Below are 25344 nucleotides of genomic sequence, written 5' to 3' on the forward strand. Positions count from 1 at the left end.
ACTCAACGCAAAAGGAGTTTCGAAATGATCAAGTCAATCCTCACCGCCCTCATCGTCACGGCAGCCCTGGCAAGCCCGGCCGCAGCCGAGGCCACAGGCGGGAAGGCCGCCAAAGTCACGCTCGTCTATGAACATGAACTGCCGAATGTCCCCGGCAAGAGCATCAAGGGCATTCTGGTCGAATATGGTCCCGGCGGTCACTCGGAAGCGCACACCCATCCGACCTCCGCCTTCATCTATGCAACGGTTCTGGAAGGCTCCATCCGCAGCCAGGTCAATGATGGCCCGGTCAAGGTCTACAAGGCCGGCGAGAGCTTTTCGGAGCTGCCGGGCGATCGGCACAGTGTGAGCGAGAACGGCAGCAAGACCAAGCCAGCGAAACTACTGGCAGTCTTCGTGGTCGACACCAACCAGAAAGAACTGACCTATCCGGTCAAGAAGTAGACCGACCAGACAAGTAGGCCGAAGAGGCCGGGCACCCTTCCTGGTGTCCGGCCGTTCCGGTAGACCATGCCGGCGAGCCCATGTCGGGTGATCACTGCCCAGTGCCGTTCATGCTTCCGGGGCCGGCATTTTCGCGTGGCATCCTCAGGGCGTCCGACGGCCGCCTGTTGTCTGGTATTCTATCTGCCACGATCTGCCATTTTCCATTCATCCAGCGCGCTCCAGCACCCATTCAAAGCTGCTCTTCCAGAGTTCGGCTGGAATCTCCTGCGCCAAGGCCTCGGTGAGATCGGAAAGCTTGACGCTGCGCAATTTTGCACGCCAGGCCTCGTCGGCTTCCCACATGATGCGCGACACCGCGCAAGGGCTGCTTTCGCAATAGCCCTGCGGACGGCATGGGTTGTTTGCGCGGATGTTGTTGCACACGAACGTCGGCGACTTGCCCTCGACCGCTTCGACAATATCCAGGAAGGTCAGTTCAGCCGGTGTCCGCGCCAATCGATATCCACCTGATGGACCCAGCGTCGTATGGACCAGGCCCGCCTGCGACAGGCTTTGCAGGGCCTTGGAGAGATACTCCTTGGGAAGGCCGTGGAACTCGGCAAGCGCTTTTGTCGAGAGATAGCGCCCGGCAGGCAGGCCTGCGAGAATGGCGCAGCAGTGCAGCGCCCATTCGACTTGGCTTTTCAGGATCATCGATGAATTCCGGGGTCGATACTGACCGAGCTTATTAAGGATATAAAATATCCCTATTCTACTGCGATGTAAACAGACAGGTCCCTGTGCGGCCGGAGGGGCGGTTTCAGCATCGTCCGCAGGGCAAGAAGTAAGCCCTTTCAGGCCCCGGAATGCGGGTCAATGCTGTAGGGATGGACCGGATGGCCGGGGCCGATGGCGTCGCGCACGCGGCCAATCCACCCCATGACCGCCGGATAGTCCGCCAGCGAGAAGCCGCAATCCTCGGCGCGATGGCTGTAGGCATAGACAGCGACATCGGCGATCGTGAAATCGTTTCCGACGAGAAACGGGGTGTCGCCAAGGCTGCGGTTCATGGCGGCGAGGGTGCGGGCTCCGGCTTCGCGCTTGCCCGCAACCATGCCCTGGTTGCGCTCGAGGCGACCGGTCAAGGTCCAGAAGCGCAGCGAGCCGATCACCGGCTCGACATTGTATTGTTCGAAGAACAGCCACTGCATGACCTTGGCGCGTTGATAGCGGTCAGCCGGCAGAAGGGGCGTCCCTTCGGCGAGGTAAGTCAGGATCGCATTGGATTCCGCGATGGCGCTGCCGTCTTCGAGCTGGAGCACGGGGACGGCACCGGCAGGATTGAGCTCAAGGAAGGCGTCGGTGTGGCTCTCGCCCTCGAAAATCGAGACCATGCGACTGTCATAGGGGATCTTGAGCAGCCCGAGCAGAACCCGGACCTTCCAGCCATTTTGCGATGGCAGATAATCATGAAGCTTGAGCATGGCTGGTCCTCGTGATGGATCAACCATCGCATGGCGCGCCGCCAGGCCACCACCCGATTCCTGCACGCCATCGCATGAAGACTGCGATCCCCGCCACCTAATAAATCACTTCCGCGCGCGCCATCTTTCTCGCGAAGCAATCGACATCCCAGGAGCAGCAGATGAACACGCAATCCAGCAAGGTCGCGCTGGTTACCGGCGCCAATCGCGGCATCGGGCTCGAGACCGGGCGCCAGCTGGCGAAGCTCGGCTTCATCGTTCTGCTCGGCGTGCGCGACCTCGCCAGAGGCGAAGCGGCGGCACGAGGCCTCGACGGCCATGTCGAGGCCATCGCGTTCGACGTCGCGGCGCCCGACGCTGCGGCATTGGCGGCGGCGGATGTCGAGCGCCGGTTCGGCCGTCTCGACGTGCTGATCAACAACGCCGCGATCCACTACGACGCCGGTTCGCGAGCCTTGCTGCCGGACTGGACGGTAATCCGCGAAGCGTTCGAGACCAATGTCTTTGGCGCCTGGCGGGCCGCGTCCGCCTTCGCGCCGCTGCTCAAGGCCGGCGGCCATGGCAGGCTGGTCAACGTTTCTTCCGAGGGCGGTTCGCTGGCCTCGATGGGGGCAGGGGCGCCGGCCTATTCGACATCGAAGGCGACCCTCAACGCGCTGACCTGCGTGCTGGCGGCCGAACTGCGCGGCGCCGGCGTGCTGGTCAACGCCGTCTGCCCGGGCTGGGTCGCCACCGACATGGGCGGGCCGGGCGGGCGCCCCGTGGCGCAAGGAGCAGCGGGCATCGTCTGGGCGGCGACCTTGCCGGACGATAGTCCGACCGGCGGCTTCTTTCGCGACGGCAAAAGACTGCCATGGTGAGGATCCCGGACGCGGGCATGATCGGCGGAGCACAGATTCAACCGCTGTTTGGTTTCGGACGGTTCACTTATTGAATCGTTGAGCCGCTGTAAGATCTTGATTTCGCGCAGTTCCGGGCGGAATGCTCGCGCAAGAAAAAAGCCGCCCTCGCTTTTGCGAGTGGCGGCCTTTCCCTGGGAGGAAGTTAGAGAGAAGGGCGATCAACAACCCTTGGCGTGCTTGTTGCCGTCCTTCTTGTGGGGGGTGCTTCTTGACGTGTTGAAAGCCTGGGCTTCAAAAACTGGTTTCATAGATCTGATCTCACTCAGCCTCATCGTCCGGCGTCACCCCAAGCAGCTCCAGAGCGTTGGCCAGCGTCCTGATGCCTTGCGCCTGCTTGCGCTCGGCACAGAAGCGGATGGCTGTCTTCTGCAGTGTCGTTGCCTCGGCGACCTCGGCTGTCTCGGCTTTCGTCTGGATGACTTCGTCGAGTTGATGACTGAGCCGGTCGCAGTGCTCGCTGCGGGTGATCGCGGCTTTTGCTTCCGACGGTCCGATCGCGGTGACGGCAAGCGACATGCCGAGCAGGGCACCCGTCCATCCGTTCAAACCTCGTTGCATTGCCGGTGACATCCGTTGGCGTTGTGCCGCGACCATTCCGGCCGCCGCGGGATGCTTATGCCAGCCGATCTTTTCGCCAGTTTTTCCGAACTGTTGAATCTTGTTTCTGGATTGTGTCCGGGGACGGTTTTGGCTTCTCCCACAGGAAGGAGGGAAAGAGTGCTCCCGCTGCGGCGCTTGCGCCTCTTCCTCTGGCGCTCGCCATCGCGTATGGCCCCGGGGAAAATCCTTCCAAGTTCCAAGCCCCCGGAAATCGCATGATCAGACTGGAAAGCATCAGCAAGCAGAACGGCCGTCAGCTTGTCTTCATCGAAGCATCGGCGGCGCTGCAGAAGGGCGAGAAAGTCGGCCTCGTCGGCCCCAACGGCGCCGGCAAGACGACGCTGTTTCGCATGATCACCGGGCAAGAACAGCCCGACGAAGGCCAGGTGCAGGTCGATCGCGGCGTCACCATCGGTTATTTCAGCCAGGATGTCGGCGACATGGAAGGCCACAGCGCGGTGGCCGAAGTGATGAATGGCGCCGGGCCGGTGAGCGACGTGGCGGCTGAGATGGCCGCACTCGAGGCCGCCATGGCCGACCCCGACCAGGCCGACCAGATGGACGACATCATCGCCAGATATGGCGAGGCGCAGCACCGTTTCGAGGAGCTCGACGGCTATGCGCTCGACGGCCGCGCGCGTGAGGTGCTCGATGGCCTGGGTTTCAGCCAGGAGATGATGGACGGCGATGTCGGCAAACTCTCCGGCGGCTGGAAGATGCGCGTGGCGCTGGCCCGCATTCTTCTGATGCGGCCCGACGCCATGCTGCTCGACGAGCCGAGCAACCATCTCGACCTCGAGAGCCTGATCTGGCTGGAATCCTTCCTGAAGAACTATGATGGCGCATTGCTGATGACCTCGCACGACCGCGAGTTCATGAACCGCATCGTCAACAAGGTGGTCGAGATCGACGCCGGTTCGCTGACCGCTTATTCCGGTAATTACGAATTCTACCAGCAGCAGCGGGCGATCGCCGACAAACAGCAGCAGGCCCAGTTCGAGCGCCAGCAGGCGATGCTGGCCAAGGAGATAGCTTTCATCGAGCGCTTCAAGGCGCGCGCCTCGCACGCCGCCCAGGTGCAGAGCCGGGTGAAGAAGCTGGACAAGATCGACCGCGTCGAGCCGCCCAAGCGCCGCCAGACGGTGTCGTTCGACTTCCAGCCGGCGCCGCGCTGTGGCGAGGATGTCGTGACGCTGAAGAGCGTCCACAAGGGTTATGGCAGCCGCAGCATCTATGAGGGGCTCGATTTCCAGGTCCGCCGGCGCGAGCGCTGGTGCATCATGGGCGTCAACGGCGCCGGCAAGTCGACGCTGTTGAAGCTGGTCGCCGGTGCGTCCGAGCCCGACGCCGGCACGGTGGCGCGCGGTCCAAGCGTCAAGATGGGTTATTTCGCCCAACACGCCATGGAATTGCTGGAAGGCGAGCGCACCGTGTTCCAGACGCTGGAGGACGCGTTCCCGCAGGCCGGCCAGGCGCCGCTCAGGGCACTTGCCGGCTGCTTCGGCTTTTCCGGCGACGAAATCGAGAAGAAATGCCGGGTGCTGTCAGGTGGCGAGAAGGCGCGGCTGGTGATGGCGCTGATGCTGTTCGACCCACCCAACCTGCTGGTGCTCGACGAGCCGACCAACCATCTCGACATCGCCACCAAGGAGATGCTGATCACGGCACTCTCGCAGTATGAAGGCACCATGCTCTTCGTGTCGCACGACCGGCATTTCCTGGCGGCGCTTTCCAACCGCGTGCTGGAACTGACGCCAGAAGGCATCCACACTTATGGCGGTGGCTATACCGAATATGTCGAGCGGACGGGGCAGGAAGCGCCGGGGCTCAGGAGCTAAGGGCGCCGAGCCACTACCCCGCGGCCAGCCATTTGCGCGACTGGGCGAAGGTCTTGAAGGCCTTCGCCTCCATCGGGCGGCCAAGAAAATAGCCTTGCAGGATATCGCAGCCAAGCTCTTTCAGGATGCGCGCGTGCTCCATCGTCTCGACGCCCTCGGCAACCACTTCGATACCGAGCGATTTGCCGATCTCGATGATCGACGACACCAGCTGTCGCTGCGCCATTGAGCCGGTGATGGGCGTGACCAGTTGGCGGTCGATCTTGAGGCGACGCGGGCGTAGCTTGAGCAGGGAGACGATCGAGGCATAGCCGGTGCCAAAATCGTCGATCTCGATGTCAATGCCGAGATCCTTGATGTGCTCGATGTTCCAGGTGACGAGATCGTCGTTCTCGTCGAGGAAGATGGACTCCACCAGCTCGAACGACACCGTTCCTTCCTTGATGGCGAGCTCGCGCAAACCCTTGATCAAGTCCTTGTCCTCCAGGCGCCTGGCCGAGACGTTGACCGAGACGCGCGGGATGTTGAGATGGCTGCGCGACCAGCGCTCGAAATTCTCCAGCGCATCCTTGAGGACGATGCGGTCGATCAGCGCCACGACATTGAGCTCCTCGGCCACCTTGAGATAGGCGTCGGGGGCCAGGATGCCGCGTCGCGGGTGCTTCCAGCGCGACAACGCTTCGACGCCGACGATCTCGAGCGTCCTGGCGTCGAATTGCGGCTGGTAGTAGGCGACGAATTCATCCCGCTCCAGCCCGCCCAGGATCTCGTCGGCGACCTGCTTGGTTCGCACGATCTCGCTCTGCAGTTCCTCGTTGAAGAACTCGTAGCGGTTGCGGCCACGGCCTTTCGCCCGGTAAAGCGCGAGATCGGCGTTGACGAGCAACTGCTTTGCGTCGACGCCGGTGTTGGCGGCAATGCCGATGCTGACCCCGAACCGGCACTGATGGCCCCGGTAATAGACAGGCTGGCGCATCTCTTCGATGATGCGGTCGGCGAGTGCCGAGAGCTCGTCGTCGTCCCGCCCATGGCTCACCACGACGAACTCGTCGCCGCCGATGCGCGCAACGAAATCGCCAGAGCCGGCATTGGCCTTGATGACCTTCGAGGCATGCATCAGCATGGCGTCGCCCGCTGCGTGCCCGAGCGTGTCATTGATCTGCTTGAAGCGGTCGAGGTCGAGATGCAGCAGCGCCATGCGGTCGTGTTGGCCGGTTTCGGCCAGCATCTCGTCGAGATAGCGGCGGTTGGGCAGGCTGGTCAGTGAATCGTGCAACGCCACATGCTCGATATGCGCCTTGGCGAGCTTCAGCTCGGCGTTCTTCGATTCCGACAGCTGGCGCTCGCGAATGAGGTTCTCGTTGAGCAGGACGTCGCTGGTCACATCCCATTCGGCGCCGATCAGCTTGGGCGTGCCGCCGATGTCCTGGAAGAAGCTGGCGCGCGTGCGAACATGACGGACGGCGCCGTCGGGGCGCAGGAGCCGGTATTGCGAGAAGTAGGGGCCTTTTGTCGTCGCGGCCGAATCGAAGTCCTGCTTTGCCCGCTCGATGTCCTCTGGGTGGATCGCCAGCGCCCAGTCGTTATAGCCGCGCGGCTTGCCGTCGGCCGGCTTGCCATAGATTTCGTTGACGCGGTCGTCCCACAGCAGTTCGTTGGTGGCGAGGTCGTGCTCCCAAACGCCGATGCCCGAGGCGTCCAGCGCCAGCTCCAGGCGACCGGACAGGCGTCTCAACTCGGCGTCGTTCCTTTGTCTTTCGCCAAACAGCCGCCCGGCCACGAGAATTGGCAGTACCACCAGCGAGCCGGCAAGTGCCATGAGCGCCCGCAAGGTCCACTGATTTTTCGGTGCCGCTGGCCAGCCGTCCTTGGGGATGGCCGAAATCCGCCAGGAACCCGAAGGCAGCTGCACATCGGCCGATACGGGACTGCCGGCGACGACAGTGCCGTTGCCGAAGAAACGTTCGCCCCCGCCGCCCAGCGCATCCTTGCCGGTCAGCGCGACATCGATGTCGAGATCGGGGTCGGCCAGTCCGCTTGCCGCGTAGAGCCGGTCGACATCGACGACTGCCGAGACGATGCCCCAGAAGCGGTCGCCGCCTCCCGCCGTCGGCACGAAGACCGGGATGCGACCGATGAAGCCGCGCCCGCCTTGCGCCAGTTTGACCGGTCCGGCAAATACCAGCACGCGCTGGTCGCGCGCCCGAAGCGCTGCCAGGCGTTGCTCCTCGTTCTTGCGGTAATCGAGCCCGATTGCCTTCTCGTTGCCTTCCATCGGGTACATCAGCGAGATGACCAGGTCGGGCGCGCCGGCGATGTTGTGCAATTGCGATTTCTGCTCGAACAGATTGCCTGCGAGCGACGCAAATCTCTGCTGGCCCATGTAGGGCTCTGTAACGATGGCCGAGACGAGCCCCTGCACAAGCTGGAGATTGCCGTTTATGTTGCCTTCGAGCTTGGCGCGGATGACGTTGACCTTGGCCAGCACATCGGCGCGCGCCAGTTGGTCGGAGACCTTCCTGTTCTGCTGGTCGGCAACGACGGCGCAGACCATGAGCACAACAAAGGCTATTGCCGCCGGCAAGTTGGCGGATGAAAAAACGGCCTGTCTCAAGCGGCCGAGACTGTATCGCGTTGTGGCCAATTCGACCCGGGTACCTTTGCTGGACAATAGCTCGTCGGTCGATCCTAGTAGCAAACGCTTAAATTTAACCTTCCAGACCAGCCTGAAGTTTCAGCATCGTGCCAATGCCGGCATTTCAGCCCGCAGGCTGAACCAATGCATAGCGGGCTGACGCCGTTTGGACTTCTTCACGGTCAATGCCGGCCGCTAAAGGCTCGCCTTAGAGAAGATGCGCGATGCCCAGTCGAGGAAGACGCGAAGTCGCGGCGAGAGCTGCCTGTTTTGCGGGTAAAGCGCTGACAGCGGTGTCGGCGAGGGCGGGTAGTCGGCCAACACCTCGACGAGCGTCCCATCGGCAAGGTCCTTCTCGAAGCGATAGCGCGGTGCCTGGATGAGGCCAAGTCCAAGCCGTGCCAGATCGGCGGCGGTGTCGGAATTGTTGGCGGCGACGCGGCCCGGCAACCGGATATCGCGGGTCTTGCCGGCGACGGTGAATTCGAATGGAAGGGTCTCGCCGGTGCGCGACGAGACGAAGCCGACTGCCTGGTGACCGTCCAACGCATCGGGGGAGATCGGTATGCCGTGGCGTTCGAGATAGGCGGGACTGGCGCAGGTGATCTCGCGGATCATCGCCAGGCGCCGCATGATCATGCCGCTGTCGGGAGGCACGCCGACACGTATCACGCAGTCGACACCCTCGCGCACGAGATCGACCAGCCGGTCGCTCTGGCCGATCTGCAAGTCGATGCGGGAATAGCGGGCGAGAAACTCGGGCAGGCGCGGCAACAGGAATGTGCGGGTGAGCAGCGTGCTGGCGTCGATGCGCAGCAGCCCGTAGGGCTCGGCATTGCGGAAGGCGGCCTCGGCATCCTCGATCTCGGCGAGGATGGACAGGCAGCGCCGATAATAGGCCTCGCCGTCCTGCGTGGCATTCACCTGCCGCGTCGTTCGCTCCAGCAGGCGCGCGCCGAGATGCTCTTCGAGCCGCCGGATCGCTTCCGTCGCGGTTGAGCGCGGCAGGCCGAGATCTGCCGCGGCGGCGGTGAAGCTGCGCCGCTCCAGGACGCGAACGAAGAGCCGCATGGTGTCCAGACGATCCATGGTCTTTGTTCGCAGTTTCCGAATAGTCATGTCAATAGGCGGCTGATTATCCGGAATATGGCTTGGCCTATATCCGTGTCACCAACAACGCGGAGACACTTCCATGACAAATCAGCAGACAGATACAGGCACTCAAAGCAGAACGGCGATCGTGACCGGCGCCTCCAAAGGCATCGGTGCCGCCATCGCGCGGCGGCTCGCCGGCGACGGTGTCGCTGTCGTCGTCAACTACGCACGGGGACGCGCGGAGGCCGAACAGCTTGTCCGGGCGATCGAAGCCGGCGGCGGCAAGGCGATCGCCGTGCAGGCCGATATCGCCGATCCGGCGGGCCTCACCGGGCTGTTCGATGCCGGCGAGAAGGCGTTCGGCGGCATCGACATCCTCGTCAACAATGCTGGCATCATGAAGACGTCGCCGATCGCCGAGACCGATGACGCTTCTTTCGACATGCAAATCGCGATCAATCTCGGCGGTGTGTTCCGCGGCATGCGGGAAGGTGCGCGCCGGCTTCGCGACGGCGGTCGTATCATCAACTTCTCAAGCAGCGTCGTCGGCCTCTACCAGCCGGGTTACGGCGTCTACGCCGCCACCAAGGCAGGCGTCGAGGCGATGACCCACATCCTGGCCAAGGAGCTTGGCGCGCGCCGCGTCACCGTCAACGCGGTGGCGCCCGGACCGATCGAGACCGCCCTGTTCACGGACGGCAAGAGCCAGGCGCAAATCGAGGCCATCGGCAAGATGATCCCGCTCGGCCGGCTCGGCCAGCCCGACGACATTGCCGGGCTGGTGTCGTTCCTGGCCGGGCCGGATAGCGGTTGGGTCAACGGGCAAATCATCCGCGCCAATGGCGGCGTGGTCTGAGGAGACAAGACATGCAACAGACAATCTTGATCACAGGCGCTTCCAGCGGCTTCGGCGCGATGACCGCGCGGGCGCTCTCAAAGGCGGGCCACACGGTCTACGCATCAATGCGCGACCCGTCAGCGCGCGGCGGTGCGGCGGCCGCCGAGATGGAAAAGTTTGCTCGTGATGAGGGCGTGGCGCTCTACCCCATCGCGCTCGACGTGACCTCTGACGCCTCGGCAGAGGCGGCAGTCCGGCTGATCGTTAGCGAGGCCGGCCGGCTCGACGTGCTGATCCACAACGCCGGACACATGGGGTTTGGACCGACCGAGGCTTTCGCGCCCGAACAGCTGGCGCAGCTCTATGACGTCAACGTCGTCGGCACACAGCGCGTCAACAGGGCGGCCTTGCCGCATATGCGCTCTCTTGGCAGGGGCCAGATGATCTGGGTCGGCTCGAGCAGCACGCGCGGCGGCACGCCGCCCTTCCTCGCGGCCTATTTCGCGGCCAAGGCCGGCATGGATGCACTGGCGCAGAGCTATGCGCTGGAACTCGCCCGCTTCGGCATCGAGACGACCATCGTCGTGCCGGGCGCCTTCACCAAGGGCACGGAGCATTTTCATCATGCGGCGGCGCCGGCGGATGCGGAGCGCGCCGCGCACTACTGGTCTGGCCCCTACGCCGGCGTCGATCAGCAGGTGCTGAAGGGGCTGGCCGCACTTGAGCCGGCGGATGCCGACCCCTCGAAGGTCGCAGCGGCCATCGTCGACCTTGTGGCGATGCCGCACGGAAGGCGTCCGTTGCGCGTGCACGTCGACCCCGCTGACGATGGTGCGGCGGTCGTCAATGGCGTCGCCGATCGCGTCCGCGCGCAACTCATGGAACGGATCGGCCTTGCCGACCTGCTCCATCCCCAAGCCTGAAATCCACCCTCAAAGACCAAGGAAAACGATCATGCCATTCGCCAACATCAAGATGCCGCAGGCGGCTCTCTCCAAGGCGCAGAAGGAAGACCTCATCCATCGAACCACGGCAATGTTCGTCGACTTTTTCGGCGAAGGCGTCCGACCCTACACAATGGTGCTGGTGGAGGAAGTCGCCGATGGCGGCTATGGCCGTGCCGACGAAGTCTTTGTCGTGCCGGAGGCCTATCGCGCGAAGGAGTAGCGCCCGAACCGCGCCTTACCTTGGCCGGCGGGGCTGAGGAAGGCGCGGCGCCGACGCGCCGGGAGGGCCTACTTGCCGGCCATGTGATCGGCAAGCTCCTGGGCCTGGGCGAGAAGTGCCGGGAAGACTGGCTCGCCCGGCAGGTGCTGGCCTATGCAGGCACGATAGTCGGCGTCACCTTTCTCCCAGGCGGCATTGGCGGCGTCATACGACTTTTGGTCCTTGAGGTCCGAGGCTTGGTAGGCCTCCTGGAACTTCTGGGCGGCGGCGTCCGCCGAGGCCCACAAGGCGTCGCAGGCGGCGATCTTCGGAACAGGCGGTGCCGCGGGGGCCGAGGCGATCATGACGCTGTTGCCCTTGACGAGCGTGACGATGACCTGCTGGTCGGGGTTCGGTCCTATGTCCTGCGCCCAGCCGCCGAGCCGCGCAAAGGCGATGTCGGCGCCTTCAGGCTTCTTCAGCGGGAAGTCGAGCGTCCCCGTGAACGCGGCGTCGCTGTTGATCGCCTGGGTGTAGAAGGCATCGAGCTTAAGTGCCGCATCGATGCCGGTGGGCAGTCTGAAGCTCGTATCCATCTCGGCGGCTCTGGACTGGAGCCAGCGCGCGAGAAGCCCCCGCGTCGTTGCCACCAGGCTCGGGCCGTCGTCGCCTTTGCTGTACCGCAACCCGTCCAGCATGCCGAACCCGATATCGGCATCGCTCAGGCTTTCGAGATTGATCGTGCCGGTTGCCGGAAAACCTGAAACCGCCAAGGGGCCGAGAAGGGCTGAAAGCCGCTTTTCCAGATCGGCCAGCGCTTTCGTCCCGGCGGCATCCAGCGCTTCCACGGGTTCGTTTGCGCTTTCCAGCGCTGCGATAGCGGAAATCGCCTTGTCGCGTGCGGCGATATAGTCGTCCTCCGGCGAGGCGGCGAAAGCCGCTCCGGTCGCGAGTGCGAACACGATCATCCAGACCAACCGCATGACATAGCCCCTTTGTGGCGATCGACAAGATTGGGAGCCATCGAGCAGCTTTGCGGCTATTGCGCGGCAGTACCGTCGACGCCAAGCATTGTATGCGTCGGCCGGCCCTCCGCTGTCGCTCCGGGCGTTCGTTGTTCGGAAAGCCAAGCAATTGGCTTTCCGTCCGCTTTGCGGACCACGCCTCACCCCCTTCCGCTTCTCCACCTCCGCCTTCCGCAGCAAGAACCGCTGGATCTTGCCGCTCGGCGTCTTCGGCAATTCGGTGACGAAGTCGATTTCGCGCGGATAGGCGTGGGCCGAGAGCCGCTTGCGGACATGCTGCGCCAGTTCCTCGGCCAGTTCCGGGCTGCCGCGAAACGAAGATGCAAGGATGACGAAGGCCTTGACGATTTCGGTGCGCTGCGGGTCGGGCACGCCGATAACCGCTGCCTCGTTGACCGCCGGGTGTTCAATGAGCGCGCTTTCGACGTCGAACGGGCCGATGCGATAGCCCGACGAGGTGATGACGTCGTCGGCGCGGCCGATGAAGCTGATCGACCCGTCCGGCTCGAACTCGACCGTGTCGCCGCTGCGGTAATAGCCGCCCGAAATCGCCGGAGTTTCCGCCTGGTGATAACCGTCGAACCAGCGCAGCGGCGAGTTGGCGATGTCGACGGCGAGGATGCCGGGCTGGTTCGGGCCGAGCTCCTGGCCGGCCTCGTCCAGCACGACGATGCGGTAGCCCGGCATGGCAAAGCCGGCCGAGCCCGGGCGCACCGGGTGCGACAGGCCGTGATGGTTGTTGACCAACATGCCGTTTTCGGTCTGGCCGTAATGGTCGTGGATCGGCACGCCGAGATGGGCGTCGAACCAGCGGATGACTTCCGGGTTGAGCGGCTCGCCCGCGCTGCTCACCACGCGCAGCCGGCCCTTGATGCGGGCGGCGGGAGCCGCGCCTTCGGCCAGCAAAAGTCGGAAGGCGGTCGGCGATCCGGCGAGGCTGGTGATGCCGAGGCGCTCGATGATGTCGTAGGTGCTGTTGGCGGTGAAGGCGCCCTCGTTGAAGGTGGTGGCGATGCCGAGCAGCAAGGGGCCGGTGATCGCGTAATACAGGCCGTAGGCCCAGCCGGGATCGGCGATGTTCCAGAAGTCGTCGTCGGGCCGCAAACCGATCGCATCGCGCATATAGGCGCCGAAGGCCAGCAGGGCGCGAAGCGGCACCGGCACGCCCTTGGGCAGGCCCGTCGTGCCCGAGGTCGACATCATCATGAACAGGTCGTCGCCCTTGCGCATGACCGGCTCGCAGGACGTCGAGGCGGCGGCAAACGCGGCGTGGAAATCGATGTCGCCCGCCGGCAAGGTCTCGCCAGGGGCAAGGATGGTCGCCACGCGGGGGCAATCCTCCACCTCGTCCAGCTTGCCACGATTGGCGGTGTTGGTGACGACGAGTTTTGCGCCGCTGGTCTTCAGTCGGTGCTCGATGGCTTTCGGGCCGAAGGCCGTGAACAGAGGCTGGTAGACCGCGCCGATGCGCCAGGTGCCGAGGATAAGCGCGACCAGTTCGGGAATACGCGGCAGCATGCCGGCGACGACGTCACCGGGGCCGACGCCGGCCACCTTCAGCATATTGCCGACGCGCGCCGACATATCGCGAAGATCATCGAAGCTGAATTCCCGCAGCTCGCCTTTGGCGGAGACCGCGCGCAGCGCCAGCCGGTTTTGCCCGGCGTGGCGATCGCAGCATTCGACGCAGGCATTGATGCCGGTCGACGGGTCGCCATGAAGGCGCGCGACTTCATCCTCGATACGAAAGCGCTGAACGGCATCCGCGTAGCGCGGCAAGCCGGCCGAAGCTCCAACCATCGCAGCATCCCTCCGTGGTGGCGTCCTCGTGGACCATCGTCATTGCCGACAGGATAGCCAAGATCACACCCATGGTCGATGAGGTGATCGCCGCGAGGCTTGATGCAACGGGGCAGGGGCTCGCCTTCCCGCTTCGGGCGCCAGGATCGCGCCGAGGGGTATCCGGCCCCCGAGTGCTCTTCATCCTCTGGCCCTAGAGGCCGAACCAGCGCGAGCGGCGGCTCGATCCAAAAGTCTCCTTGTCAGCGCGCAGCGCCACCGAGGGCTCGTAGTAGGTGCCCGTTGGTGCTGGGCCTGAGAAGAAATCGACCTCGACCTTGCCGATGCGGCCGCCGCCGAACTCGATATAGCAGGTGCCGAAGCCGTCATAGAGCGCGCCGCTGCCGCTCTGGCGCAGTTTTGCGATGAGCCCGGTGGCAACGGCGCGCGCCGCACCCTCGGCGAACACGCCGGCCTTGGGCGTGCCGGTGTTGGCGCCGTCGCCTACGGCATAGACATTCTCGTATCTTGTTTCGAGCGTACGCGGATTGACCGGGATCCAGCCGTTCTCGGCCATGCCGCTTTCCAGCACCACTGGCGGCACGCGATGCTTGGGAACACCGAGGAAGAGATCGAACGGCATTTCCGTGCCGTCGTCGAGCACCGCCACATTGCGGGCATTGTCGACGGAGGCGACGCGCCTGCCGGGGACGAACTTGATGTCGCGTTCGGCAAAGGCCGCCAGCAGCGCTCGCGAGGTGTCGGGCGAGGGTGGTACCGGGCTGCCCAGCGGCAGCACCAGGGCRATCTCGCAGGCCTCGCGCACGCCCTGCCTGACCAGATAGTCGTGCAGCATCAGCACACATTCGCTGGGCGCCGGTGGGCACTTGTAGGGCGCCCCGCAGACGCCGACCATCGCCTTGCCTTTTCTGAAGGTAGGCAGCATGTCGCGCAGCCGCTCCGCTCCCGCCACGGTGTAGAACTCGTTGGTTCCCGAGAGCCCTGGCGTGCCGTCGAAATCATATTCGGCACCCAGCGCGACGACGAGGTGGTCGGCGTCGAACACGCCGTCATTGGTGGTCACCCGGCGCCTTTCGGGATCGATCGAGGTTATCGTGCGCTTCAGCATCCTGACGCCGGGCTTGGCGTAGCTTTTGTAGGGCAGGCGCACGGCCTGCGGCGTCTTCAGTCCGAACATTACGTCCAGCTTGGAAAAGCCGAACACGAAGGAATCGCTCTGATCGATCAGCGTCACCTCGATGCTGTCGCCCATCGCTTCGGAAAGCAGCGTCGTCAGTTCCAGGCCGCCGAAACCAGCTCCCAGCACGACGATGCGCGGTTTGCTTGCAGTGTTCATCTTTGTTCCCACCAAGGTTTCCCGGTTGATCGATCATTCCCGTCGTGGCGGCGGGACTTCCCGTGTCCTCGCCGCCAAAGTGTTGGCCGTCCAAGTCCAGGTAGGTTGGTCGATGTCAGGTCAGGACTGGCTGCGGCACGATGCGGATGTAGGGCTTCGGCTCCTTCCAACCCTGAGGGTAGAGTTGCTTCGCTTCGTCGTTCGACACCGATCCCGCGATGATGACGTCGTCGCCTGGCTTCCAGTTGACCGGCGTCGCCAGGCGGTGCTTGGCTGTCAGCTGCAAGGAGTCCACCACGCGCAGCACCTCGTCGAAGTTGCGGCCCGTCGTCATCGGGTAGGATATCACCAGCTTGATCTTCTTGTCCGGGCCGATGACATAGACGTTGCGCACCGTCTGGTTGTCGGCGGCGGTGCGTCCGTCGGCGCTGTTGCCGGCCGACGCCGGCAACATGTCGTAGAGCTGCGAGATGGCGAGCGTCGGGTCGCCAATCATCGGGAAGTTCGGCGCCATGCCCTGCGTCTCGGCGATGTCCTTGGCCCAGCCGGCGTGCTTCTCGACGGGGTCGACCGAGAGGCCGATGACCTTGACGCCGCGCTTGTCGAACTCGGGCTTGAGGCGCGCCATGTAGCCGAGTTCGGTCGTGCACACGGGCGTGTAGTCCTTGGGGTGGGAGAACAGGATGCCCCAGCCCTTGCCCAGCCATTCGTGGAAGCTGATCGTGCCTTCGGTGGTCTCGGCGGTGAAGTCGGGGGCGATGTCTGCGATACGGAGTGACATGGTTGCTTTCCTTTCCGGTTGGAATTCGATTGCGGGGGCAAATTAGGAAATCTATGTTCCGCGAGCGTTCCCCGACGCTCCCTGGTTGGTGACGGCTCTGGCGCCCCAGGGCTGGCTTTCCTGATGGTGCCTGTATGCGCGTTTCGATCCATCTGCTCGGCCGCTTCGCCGTCAGCGTCGATGGCCGCCCGATCCCGGCGGCCGACTGGCGGCGCGATCGCGCCTCGGCCCTGGTCAAGATGCTGGCGCTCAGGGCTGCCCACCGCATCCACCGCGAGCAGGCCATGGAAATTTTCTGGCCCGACGCCGATCCCGAGGCGGCCGGCGCCAATCTGCGCAAGGCCATTCATTTCGCGCGCCGCGCGCTTGGGGCCCACGACCTGATCGAGGTGAGCAACGACATCGTCTCGCTTGCCCCGCATGCCGAGCTCGAGATCGACACCGAAAGCTTCGAGGCCGCCGCCAAGGCGGCGCTGCGCGGCGGTGACCGGAGCGCCTATGAACGCGCGGCCGACCTTTATGGTGGCAGGCTTTTGCCGGACGATCTTTTCGTCGAGTGGCTCGACACACCGCGCGCGCAATCGCAGCAGCGCTACAGCGATCTTTTGCGCGCCGGCGGCCTATGGCAGCGCCTGATCGCGCTCGACCCCGCCGACGAGCAGGCCCAGTGCGCGCTGATGCAGGCGGCACTCGATGCCGGCAACCGTGTCGAGGCCATCCGCCAGTTCAACCAGCTGCGCGACAACCTGCACGCCGAACTCGGCGTTGGGCCGAGTGCGGCGACCATTGCCCTTTACGAGAAGGCGCTGGCCCTCTCCGGCGCCGCCACCGTCAACCCGTCGGAGCGCATCCGCACCTCGCTCGCCTGGGGCCTGGTGCATTTGCAAAGCGGCGAGTTCGACAAGGCAAGCGAGATCGCCAGGCACACCCGCGACCTGGCGCTCGGTGCCGACCTGCCGCGCGAAGTCGGCGAGGCGAGCGCGCTGCTCGGCATCGCCTCGATGATGCGGGCGCAGTGGCCGCAACTGTTCCGCTCAGAATTCATCGAATGGGTTCGCGCCAAACCGGCCTTCGTGCAGCATGTCTTCGATGGCCACCTTTGCCTATCCGAATTCTGCCTCTGCAGCGCCTCGGGCCATGCCGAAGTCGCAGGCCTTGCCCGCGAACTGCTCACCGTGGCCGAGGAGGCCGGATCGAATGCCGGTCGCGGGCTTGCCTGCCTGCTTCTGGGCGAGGCGGCGCTGTTCTCGGGCGACCTCGACGAGGCCGAGCGCCACCTGATCGAGGCCGAGCGGCTGCTGCTTGAGGCGGACGCGGTGGCCGGCCGCGTGCTCGCCATAGAGCGGCTCGCCGAGATCGCGCTCGAGCGCGGCCAGAAATGGCGCGCCAGCCGGCTCATCCAACGCGGTCTCACCGACGCCGAACGCTCATGGCTATCCCCGCACCTGATCATGCGCATGCAGGCGCTGGCCGTGCGGGCGGCGGCGACACCCAAGATGGTGGCGCAGCAGATCCTCGCCGGCGACCGGCTGTTGACCCACGGCGCCTGCCAGCCCTGTTCGATGGCGCTGCGCACGGCCTCCGCGATCGCGCTTGCCGAGGCGGGCGAACTGGACCAGGTCGACCGCCGCCTGAACGACGCCGAGCGCATCGCCGGCATGTGGCATGGCGGCCCCTGGGCGGCTGCCCTTTGGGAAGCGCGCGGTGTGCAGCGGCGGGCGCAGAACCACGAGATCCGCGCGCTCGCCGCCTTCGACGAGGCGGCCTCGCGCTATCAGGAACTTGGCCGCCCGCGCGATCAGGCCCGCTGCCTTGCCCGCATGGGTTCCGAGGGTTGACGGCAAGGAATCGGTTCCTCGTCCTATGACGGATGGCGCGTGGGCTGGTCTCACCCGCGCGGGCCTGTATGATCGCAACGGGAATGCCTGGGAGGAGGCTCGCTCATGCGGCTGGATCAGAATCTCCGTTATTGGAGGACTTGGGCACTCATCGCCGCCATGGTGCTTTGGCCGCAGGCGGCGCCGGCCGACGGCATCACGCCCGAGCGGATCACGGCTGCCCTACCCAAGCTTGAAGCGCTTGCCGAAGCCGCCGTCGCGGACGGTGCCGTACCCGGTCTCGCCATCGCCGTCGTGCACGATGACCAGGTGATCTTCCTTAGGGGTTTCGGCCATCGCGAGGCAGGCAAGCCCGAGGCCGTCGACGCCGACACCGTGTTCCAGATCGCATCGCTTTCCAAGCCGGTCTCCGCCACCGTCGTGGCGGCGCTGGTCAGCGACGGGATCGTGTCCTGGGATTCGAAGATCGCCGACCTCGATCCGGCCTTCCGGCTGGCCGATCCCTATCCAACCAGCCAACTCACCGTCCGCGACCTGTTTTCGCACCGCAGCGGACTGCCCGGGACCGCCGGAGACGACCTCGAGGACATTGGCTACGACCGCGCCGAAATCCTGCATCGCCTGCGGTTCGTCCCGCCATCGTCGAGCTTTCGCGCCGGGTATTCCTACAGCAATTTCGGATTGACGGAGGGTGCCGTGGCGGCCGCGACGCCGACAGGCAAGCCCTGGGAGGAGGTCGCCGAGGAGAAGCTCTACCGTCCGCTTGGCATGGCCTCGACCAGTTCGCGCCATTCGGACTTCGTCAAGCACACGAACCGCGCCGCGCTTCATGTCAAGGTCGATGGCGCCTGGGCCGCGAAGATAGAGCGCGATCCGGATGCGCAGGCGCCCGCCGGCGGCGTCAGTTCCACCGCACGTGACCTCTCGCAATGGGTGCGCCTCATCATCGGCAACGGCGTCTACGCCGGCAAGACACTGATTGCCGCCGATGCGCTGGACCAGACGCATGTTCCGCTGATGGCGCGCGGCAACAATCCCGTCTCTGGAGGTGCCTCGTTCTACGGCCTCGGCTGGAATGTCGAATTCGGCCGGCACGGCCTGAGCTGGGGCCACGCCGGCGCCTTCAGCGTCGGCGCGCGCACCCTGGTGACAGTCTTCCCGAAGGAGAAGCTTGGCATCGTCATCATCACCAACGCCTTTCCGACAGGACTGCCGGAGGGATTGTCCGACAGCTTCGCCGATCTCGTCTTCGACGGCACGGTCGAGAAGGACTGGGTGAAGGCGTGGGACGATATCTATGCAGGCCTGTTCGGCCCGGCGGTGGCGGCAGCCAAGGCCACCTATGCAGCGCCACCTTCCCCGGCGAGGCCGGCCGGACCGGCCAGCGCCTATGCCGGCCGCTACGCCAACGACTTCATTGGCGACGCAATCGTATCGAAAGCGGGAGACGACCTCGTGCTGAGGGTAGGCCCGGCTGCAGCCCGGTCCTATTCATTGACCCATTTCGACGGCGACATTTTCCTGACCTTTCCAGATGCCGAGACCCCGGACAGACCAACCGGCGTGAGCTTCGTCGTCGGCCCGGACGGCAAGGCGTCGGCCATGACCATAGGCTTCCTCGACGACAATCATCTCGGCACGCTGCGGCGCGTGGGCGACTGACCGTCAAATCGAACAGTGCCGGCGGCAGCTCAAGGCGACGGGCCGTACTGGAGCAGTTTGAAGCAATCGCCGTTGCCCGACTTCGCCTGCATCAGGAACGGTTTCGACCGGTCTATCCATTCCTGATGCGACCTCGCATCGGCTTCGATCGCATCGACCGGTGCAAGGCCAACGAAGCTGCGCCCGTGGCTGAAGAGCCAGCACGCACGGCCGAGAAACCTCCTGCTGCGCTGGCGCAGGAGATCGGCATCGTAGAAGACGTCAAGCACCTCGTGCTTGATCTTGCGCCCCGTTTCAGGATTGGCGATCGCAAGCTCGACCGGCTGGCCGCCGATCGCATCCTGCAGGTCCTTGTAGTCGAGGGCGAGCTGGGTGGTGGCATATTTGATCTCGCTCTCGTCACGCACGATGTCGAACCACAGCGTGGGGTCGAGCTCGTTGACGACGAACGACGATTCGAAATCGCGTGACAGGTTGAGGACGTCGAAGTCCCGGACGTCGATGTCGCGCTCGACCAGCGCGATCTCGCCGACCTGCTTGCCGAGCTGCGCCCCCTGCGCTCCGATCGCGGCGTTGGTTCCACCAAGTTCGGGGCTGACGTAGGCCCCGCCTTCATCCAGCAGAGCGTCGAATTGGCCAAGCGATCCGACGATGGGGGCGCCGTGGGCGATGCGTGCCGCCAGCTTGGCCAGAACCTGCTGGAGTTCCGCTTCGCGTTTGCGCTGGTCTTGGTAGTTCTGCTGGAAAAAGAAGATGAACAGCGACACGCCGATGCCGATCAGGATCACGCCCAGCTGCGAAAAGATGTTGCGATAGTATTCCAGCAGCTTTTCGCGGTGGCGCACGTCGTCGCGCACGCTGTGGGCGACGCGCAGATTGACGATCAGCGACAGGATCAGCAGGCCGGCGCCAACCAGGATGAGGCCGCCGATGAGCAGGTAGCCATGGCCCGTATTGAAGTCCATCTGTTTTCCCTGAAACCCCCGGGCTGCGCAGAATACTGCGCAGAATAGTTCTATTTTGCTTAAATACCTATGGGCTCGCGTCGACGGGCCTGCGGCATGCAGGTGGTTGACCCGCCTGGCCATCCGGCCGATAGCTCCGCCAGAAATTGCCCCCGAGATATCAGATGACTTCAGACGCCAACTTTTCCGATGCAATCGAGCGCTTCGACACCTCCGACGCCATTTGGCAGACCGACGTCCGCGCCGGCGTGCGCCATGTGCGCGATCTCGCGCCCCTGCCGCTGTCGCCGGGCGAGCGCGCGGCGGCGCAAGCCGCCGCCGCGAACCACAAGGTGCGCATCCCGAAAACCTATCTCGACCTGATCGACTGGAACGACCCCGCCGATCCGATCCGGGCGCAGGTCATCCCGTCGCCGGACGAACTCGTGGAGCAGGAGGGCGAGCTCGACGATCCGATCGCCGACCACGCGTTCAGCCCGGTGCCGCGGCTGACGCATCGCCATGCCGACCGCGTGCTGTTGTTCCCGACCTATCAATGCGCGGTCTATTGCCGGTTCTGCTTTCGCAAGGAATCGCTGACCTCGATCGGCCGCGGCTATACGCGCGAGGCGCTGGAGCCGGCCTTGGCCTACATCGCCGATCACCCCGAAATCGGCGAGGTGATCCTGACCGGCGGCGATCCGCTGTCGCTGCCGGACAAGGCGCTGGCTGAAATCCGCGCCCGCATCGAGGCGATCGCGCATGTGCGTCTCTTACGTATCCACACGCGCGTGCCGGTGGCGCTGCCCTCGCGCATCACGTCGGGGCTGGTCACGGCCCTGCAGGGCCGGCTGATGGTCACGGTCGTCACCCATTTCAACCATCCCCGGGAGATCACCGAGGTCACCGAAGCTGCCTGCCGCACCTTGCGGCAAGCCGGCTTCGTGCTGCTCAACCAGAGCGTACTCTTGAAAGGCGTCAACGACACGGTCGAGGTGCTGGAGGAACTCTGCCGCGAGCTGATGTACCGGCTCGGCGTCAAACCCTACTACCTGCACCATGGCGACCTTGCGCGCGGCATGGCCCACCGCCGCACCACCATCGCGCAAGGCCAGGCGCTGGCCGCCGCGCTGCGCGCCCGCCTGTCGGGCATCTGCAACCCCGTCTATGTGCTCGACCTGCCGGAAGGCGGTGGCAAGGTGCCGATCGGGCCGTGTTATGTCGAGGCGCAGGACGGCACGGACTGGCGCATTCGCGGGCTGGATGGCGAGGTGAGGGGCTATGCGGAGCTTGTCGACGGACCCTAAGCTTGGGTTCCTCGCCCCAACGGAGCGGGGGAAAGGCGGCCGCGAAGCGGGCGAAGAGGAGGCGTCGTAGAGCTCTGCCTTCTCAAGAGCGCAATTTGCTTAGGTCAGCGCCATTCCCCTCCGGTTCGGCTTCGCCGAGCCACCTCTCCCCCATGACATGGGGGCGAGGAACCCAAGCCTTGTGGCCACTGAGCACTTGAATTCGATTATTTCATAAAAATCTTGTCGCACCGGGAATAAAGGCCCGCCCTGCCGGGTCTTCCCTTCAGCGAGGCCATTCGCCCGGCCCGCAACCCGAAGAAACGAAACAAGGACCTACGATAATGACCAAGCTCGCTCTCAGCGTGGCTGCCATGCTGCTTGCCTCGAGCGCTGCCTTTGCCGGCAGTGACCACGGCGCAAACAACGCCAATTCACCGGTCGCCTCCGTCGACACCAACGCCACCGCGTCGATCCCCTACATTGCACCTACAGACGGCGTCGACACCAAGGTCACGACCGGGCCGCGGCACGCGACGACGCAATCGAATGCGAGCGAACCAGGCCAAGGCATCTGGGGTCGTTGAGTTCGCCGGGGGTCAAGACCCGAATCCCAACAGTTCGGACCTCAACCGCATCGGGATGGCCTGGGGCTTGGCCCTCCATCATCCCTTCCGCACCCACCAACAGAGGAGACCACCATGTCCAGCATGACACGACGCACACTGCTTGGATCCGCCGCTGCCGCTGCCGCCTTCGGCCTTGCCGGCAAGCTTGAATTCACCCGACCGGCCTTTGCCGAAACGCCAGTGGAGCCGACAGTCGGCTTCTACAAATACAAGGTCGGCGACATCGAGATCACCGCCATCTACGATGGCATCTGGCGCAAGCCGCATGACCCGGCCTTCATCAAGGATGTTTCGGTCGACGATACCAAGGCAGCACTCGCCAAGGCGGGGCTGACCACAGACTTCATGCCCATCCCGCTCACCGTCGTCGTGCTCAAGATGAACGGCAAGCTGATCATGATGGATGCCGGGTCTGGTGTCGGCCAGTGGCAGACCAACGCCACCCACCTGCCGGCCAACATGGCTGCAGCCGGCATCGACTACAAGGCGATCGACACCATCATGATTTCGCATTTCCACCCCGACCATGTCTGGGGCCTGATGGAAAAGGGCACCAACGCGCCGGTTTTCCCGAATGCCGAGCTCATCGTCAACGCCACCGAATACAATTGGTGGACCGATCCCGGCCGGTTGGCAAAGCTGCCCGAGGGCCGCAAGCCGGCGGGCAAGCGCATCGCCGAAAACTTCCCCAAATGGAAAAACTGGAAGCTGGTCGAGGACGGCGCCGAGGTGGCGCCCGGCATCCATATCATCGCCGCGCCCGGGCATACGCCCGGCCACTCGGTCTACCTGGCCAACTCCGGCAACGAGCAGATCATGATCTCGGCCGACACCATGTATGTGCCCGCCCTTCTGGCGCCGCATCCAGAATGGCAGGGCAGCTACGACCAGGACGGGCCAACGGCGATCACTACGCGCCACAAGATCATCGACCGCGTGATTGCCGACAACATCCGCATCTCGGGCTCGCACTTTCCATTCCCTGGCACCGGCGTCTTCGTCAAGGACGGCAACGCCTACGGCTTCACTCCGGTCCAGATCTGAGGCCGTTTGGAAACTCCACTCTGGCGGCCATCTGAAGGCGTTTTCTGCGCTTCCGTTGCTCACGGACCGGACGTTCTGCTGCGCTGCGGTTCTCGAAACCACCATCAGCTGACTCGCCAGAGCGAATTTCGAACGTCTTCTCAACGCTAGCACTCAACCCAAGCGAGAAAGACAATGAAACATTCTGTTTTTGGCAAACATGCCCTGTTCGGCCTGCTCGGCGCCGTTGCGGTGCTGACCGTGGTTCCGGTCGCGACCATCATGCCCGCCTATGCCGTCGACGACATCGAGGGCGCTAACGCGCCTGACCTCACCGCCGTCAAGGCCAAGATCGAGGCCAAGGACTATACTGGCGCGCTGGCCCAGCTGCGCGACCTGGCGCAGGACACACAGCAGCCCGACGTCTACAATCTGCTCGGCTTCACGCTGCGCAAGACCGGCGACTACAAGACCGCTTTGACCTACTACACCAAGGCGCTGGAGCTGAAGCCCGACCACAAGGCCGCCCGCGAATATCTGGGCGAGCTCTATGTCGAGACCGGCGACATGGCCAAGGCCAACGAACAGCTGGCGTCGCTGGAAAAACTCTGTCCGGCCGGCTGCGAGGAACTGTCGGACCTGCAGAAGGCCATCGACACCAAGGTGACGAAGTAGGGCCCAGAGGGCTGTTCCTCGCTCCCACGAATGTGGGGAGAGGTGGCTCGGCGAAGCCGAGACGGAGAGGGGGCTTGGCGCCGCGCCATCCCTCTTAAGCACCATAGTTTGGGCGCTCGTGGCTGGCGCCCATTGCCGGAGCCGGCATCCCCTCCCTTGCGCTGGCTCCGGCCTTTTTCAATCAGACGCTTGGCAGCGCCATTGCGCCTGTCCGACCGGACGCGGCGCCTGCCTGTTAGAAAAATTGGAGCCCGACCATGACACCGACTGAACTTGCCGCGAAGCTGCACCTCCTCGCCACGAAGCTATACGCTGGGGATGTGACCCTCCTTGCCGGCCGCCTGCTGCTTTCCCTGCTCTTCCTGCATGAAGGCCTGACACTGGCCACCCATTTCGACGGCGCCGCCAAGGCGATAGCCGCGCTGGGCGTCAGCCTGCCGCTGTTTGTTGCCACGGTTGCGCTGCAATTGGGGGCAGGGCTCTCGGTCGGGCTGGGCCTTTTGACGCGCCTGGGCGCCATCGGTCTCGGCCTGTTCTGCCTGGCAACGGCGACACTCTTCCACACCAACTTCGCCAACCAGAACGAATTGCTGCATTTCGAAAAGGATCTCGCCATTGCCGGTGGCATGTTCGTGCTGGCCATATCAGGCGCCGGCAGGATTTCGCTGGACAGGGTGCTCACTGGTTTCGTGAAGCCCCGGCGTGGCGACAAAGACACCGTAGACGCGCTCATGGCGGCCTATCCCCAGCACGGCGAGACCAGCCTGCCGATCTGAAATTGCCATCACATTGCGCTCCCGGGCAGCGTTCTACGCGCTTCCCGGCCGCATTCAACGCAGAATTCCACGTTTGCGGTGGTTGGTACCACGCGCCGTCCCACGCCGGTGCAAACACCACGGCCCTATGAATTGGCCAACAGCGTACGAAGGACCAACACGACCGTACGCTGAAGCTGCCGCCGCAAATCCGTAGGCATCGCGGTTGGCTGGTTTCGCCCGAGAGCAATCAAGGGAAGGCCTCATGAACGCGGTGCGGGCGGCGCGTTGGGGCCAAATGTCAACTTTCAAAGATGGAGCTTGAAATGAAAAAGATCGTTTTGGCCATTGCCACGGTTTTGCTTGCCTCCGGCACGGCTTTTGCCGGCAGCGACAACTATGGCACGGACTACATCCCTGGCCCCGACGCCTATCCGAGCAGCAGCGTCTACCATTCGATGGGGTCCGATGGCGCCAATGCGCTCGACCTCGGCGGCACGAAGAGCATCGGCACCGCCAACAGCGCGCCGGCCCCGGGAGGAAGTGCGAACTCCGACATGTCAGCCGGCTATGGCCAGGGAATCTGGGGGCACTGACAACAAGGCCGGCCGGGAACGGCCGACATC

The 25344-nt window shown here is 64.3% G+C and carries 23 protein-coding genes and 1 pseudogene; 15 read left to right on the plus strand and 9 right to left on the minus strand.

The annotated features are described in order from the left end of the window. Positions 1-24: 24 nt before the first annotated feature. Positions 25-444, plus strand: a complete 420-nt coding sequence (locus AC1DZP_RS08380) for a cupin domain-containing protein (RefSeq protein WP_477301522.1) — start codon at positions 25-27, stop codon at positions 442-444. A 207-nt stretch (positions 445-651) separates the two neighbouring features. Here the strand turns inward: AC1DZP_RS08380 and AC1DZP_RS08385 are convergent, their stop codons facing one another. Continuing rightward, positions 652-1140, minus strand: coding sequence for an RrF2 family transcriptional regulator (locus AC1DZP_RS08385; protein WP_477301524.1), 489 nt, complete (start codon positions 1138-1140; stop codon positions 652-654). A gap of 140 nt (positions 1141-1280) precedes the next feature. Further along, positions 1281-1910, minus strand: coding sequence for a glutathione S-transferase family protein (locus tag AC1DZP_RS08390; protein ID WP_477301526.1), 630 nt, complete (start codon positions 1908-1910; stop codon positions 1281-1283). 161 nt (positions 1911-2071) lie between these two features. Between AC1DZP_RS08390 and AC1DZP_RS08395 the strand changes: the two genes are divergently transcribed. Continuing rightward, positions 2072-2770, plus strand: coding sequence for an SDR family NAD(P)-dependent oxidoreductase (locus AC1DZP_RS08395; RefSeq protein WP_477301528.1), 699 nt, complete (start codon positions 2072-2074; stop codon positions 2768-2770). Positions 2771-3070: 300 nt separating this feature from the next. Here AC1DZP_RS08395 and AC1DZP_RS08400 read toward each other — a convergent pair whose 3' ends face one another. Further along, positions 3071-3370, minus strand: coding sequence for a hypothetical protein (locus tag AC1DZP_RS08400; RefSeq protein ID WP_095091227.1), 300 nt, complete (start codon positions 3368-3370; stop codon positions 3071-3073). A gap of 257 nt (positions 3371-3627) precedes the next feature. Here AC1DZP_RS08400 and AC1DZP_RS08405 point away from each other — a divergent pair, with 257 nt between their 5' ends. Then, a complete protein-coding gene (locus AC1DZP_RS08405) occupies positions 3628-5250 on the plus strand; it encodes an ABC-F family ATP-binding cassette domain-containing protein (RefSeq protein ID WP_477301530.1) in 1623 nt (540 codons plus the stop codon). 13 nt (positions 5251-5263) lie between these two features. Here the strand turns inward: AC1DZP_RS08405 and AC1DZP_RS08410 are convergent, their stop codons facing one another. After that, positions 5264-7804: a bifunctional diguanylate cyclase/phosphodiesterase gene (locus AC1DZP_RS08410; RefSeq protein WP_477301532.1), complete on the minus strand. Its 2541-nt coding sequence runs from the start codon at positions 7802-7804 to the stop codon at positions 5264-5266. On the opposite strand from AC1DZP_RS08410, the gene AC1DZP_RS08415 reads away from it, so the two are divergent. Beyond that, positions 7803-8045 carry a hypothetical protein gene (locus tag AC1DZP_RS08415; RefSeq protein ID WP_477301534.1) on the plus strand — a complete coding sequence of 81 codons (243 nt, stop codon included), beginning with the start codon at positions 7803-7805 and terminating at the stop codon, positions 8043-8045. The two genes, AC1DZP_RS08410 and AC1DZP_RS08415, sit on opposite strands and share 2 nt — an antisense overlap. A gap of 35 nt (positions 8046-8080) precedes the next feature. On the opposite strand, the gene AC1DZP_RS08420 is transcribed toward AC1DZP_RS08415, so the two are convergent. Beyond that, positions 8081-8974 carry a LysR family transcriptional regulator gene (locus AC1DZP_RS08420; protein WP_477301536.1) on the minus strand — a complete coding sequence of 298 codons (894 nt, stop codon included), beginning with the start codon at positions 8972-8974 and terminating at the stop codon, positions 8081-8083. 103 nt (positions 8975-9077) lie between these two features. Between AC1DZP_RS08420 and AC1DZP_RS08425 the strand changes: the two genes are divergently transcribed. From AC1DZP_RS08425 to AC1DZP_RS08435, 3 genes are read left to right on the plus strand one after another with little or no spacing between them, the layout of a single operon-like run. Beyond that, positions 9078-9836 (plus strand): SDR family oxidoreductase, encoded by a 759-nt coding sequence (locus tag AC1DZP_RS08425; protein ID WP_477301538.1) that lies wholly within the window; start codon positions 9078-9080, stop codon positions 9834-9836. Between the two features lie 11 nt (positions 9837-9847). Further along, entirely contained in the window at positions 9848-10741 is an 894-nt protein-coding gene (locus tag AC1DZP_RS08430) for an SDR family oxidoreductase (RefSeq protein ID WP_477301540.1), read from the plus strand. A gap of 31 nt (positions 10742-10772) precedes the next feature. After that, complete coding sequence (locus AC1DZP_RS08435) at positions 10773-10985, plus strand: tautomerase family protein (protein WP_127263805.1); 213 nt, start codon at positions 10773-10775, stop codon at positions 10983-10985. Between the two features lie 1151 nt (positions 10986-12136). Here AC1DZP_RS08435 and AC1DZP_RS08440 read toward each other — a convergent pair. The 3 genes and pseudogenes from AC1DZP_RS08440 to AC1DZP_RS08450 all read right to left on the minus strand — a co-directional run. Continuing rightward, positions 12137-13789: pseudogene (locus AC1DZP_RS08440) on the minus strand (acyl-CoA synthetase); the annotation flags it as partial. Between the two features lie 193 nt (positions 13790-13982). Further along, entirely contained in the window at positions 13983-15125 is a 1143-nt protein-coding gene (locus tag AC1DZP_RS08445; protein WP_457150298.1) for an NAD(P)/FAD-dependent oxidoreductase, read from the minus strand. Positions 15126-15240: 115 nt separating this feature from the next. Continuing rightward, positions 15241-15906 carry a peroxiredoxin gene (locus AC1DZP_RS08450; protein WP_095091235.1) on the minus strand — a complete coding sequence of 222 codons (666 nt, stop codon included), beginning with the start codon at positions 15904-15906 and terminating at the stop codon, positions 15241-15243. Positions 15907-16040: 134 nt separating this feature from the next. Here AC1DZP_RS08450 and AC1DZP_RS08455 point away from each other — a divergent pair, with 134 nt between their 5' ends. Beyond that, positions 16041-17744 (plus strand): AfsR/SARP family transcriptional regulator, encoded by a 1704-nt coding sequence (locus tag AC1DZP_RS08455; RefSeq protein ID WP_457150300.1) that lies wholly within the window; start codon positions 16041-16043, stop codon positions 17742-17744. Between the two features lie 105 nt (positions 17745-17849). Further along, complete coding sequence (locus AC1DZP_RS08460) at positions 17850-19406, plus strand: serine hydrolase (protein ID WP_457150301.1); 1557 nt, start codon at positions 17850-17852, stop codon at positions 19404-19406. A 29-nt stretch (positions 19407-19435) separates the two neighbouring features. On the opposite strand, the gene AC1DZP_RS08465 is transcribed toward AC1DZP_RS08460, so the two are convergent. After that, the gene (locus AC1DZP_RS08465; protein ID WP_477301543.1) at positions 19436-20371 is read right to left on the minus strand and encodes a hypothetical protein; all 936 of its coding nucleotides are present in this window, start codon (positions 20369-20371) and stop codon (positions 19436-19438) included. Positions 20372-20535: 164 nt separating this feature from the next. Here AC1DZP_RS08465 and AC1DZP_RS08470 point away from each other — a divergent pair, with 164 nt between their 5' ends. From AC1DZP_RS08470 to AC1DZP_RS08495, 6 genes are all read left to right on the plus strand, one after another. Then, positions 20536-21657, plus strand: coding sequence for a KamA family radical SAM protein (locus AC1DZP_RS08470; protein ID WP_457150302.1), 1122 nt, complete (start codon positions 20536-20538; stop codon positions 21655-21657). A 323-nt stretch (positions 21658-21980) separates the two neighbouring features. Then, entirely contained in the window at positions 21981-22223 is a 243-nt protein-coding gene (locus AC1DZP_RS08475; RefSeq protein ID WP_457150303.1) for a DUF680 domain-containing protein, read from the plus strand. A gap of 114 nt (positions 22224-22337) precedes the next feature. Beyond that, positions 22338-23309: an MBL fold metallo-hydrolase gene (locus AC1DZP_RS08480; protein WP_477301545.1), complete on the plus strand. Its 972-nt coding sequence runs from the start codon at positions 22338-22340 to the stop codon at positions 23307-23309. A gap of 174 nt (positions 23310-23483) precedes the next feature. Further along, positions 23484-23963 carry a tetratricopeptide repeat protein gene (locus tag AC1DZP_RS08485; RefSeq protein ID WP_457150305.1) on the plus strand — a complete coding sequence of 160 codons (480 nt, stop codon included), beginning with the start codon at positions 23484-23486 and terminating at the stop codon, positions 23961-23963. 257 nt (positions 23964-24220) lie between these two features. Next, positions 24221-24739, plus strand: coding sequence for a DoxX family protein (locus AC1DZP_RS08490; RefSeq protein WP_457150306.1), 519 nt, complete (start codon positions 24221-24223; stop codon positions 24737-24739). A 305-nt stretch (positions 24740-25044) separates the two neighbouring features. After that, on the plus strand, positions 25045-25314 hold the full coding sequence (locus AC1DZP_RS08495) for a vWA domain-containing protein (RefSeq protein ID WP_457150307.1): 270 nt from the start codon (positions 25045-25047) through the stop codon (positions 25312-25314). The last annotated feature ends 30 nt before the right edge of the window (positions 25315-25344 follow it).

This window comes from Mesorhizobium sp. P2_F8 (assembly GCF_056403655.1).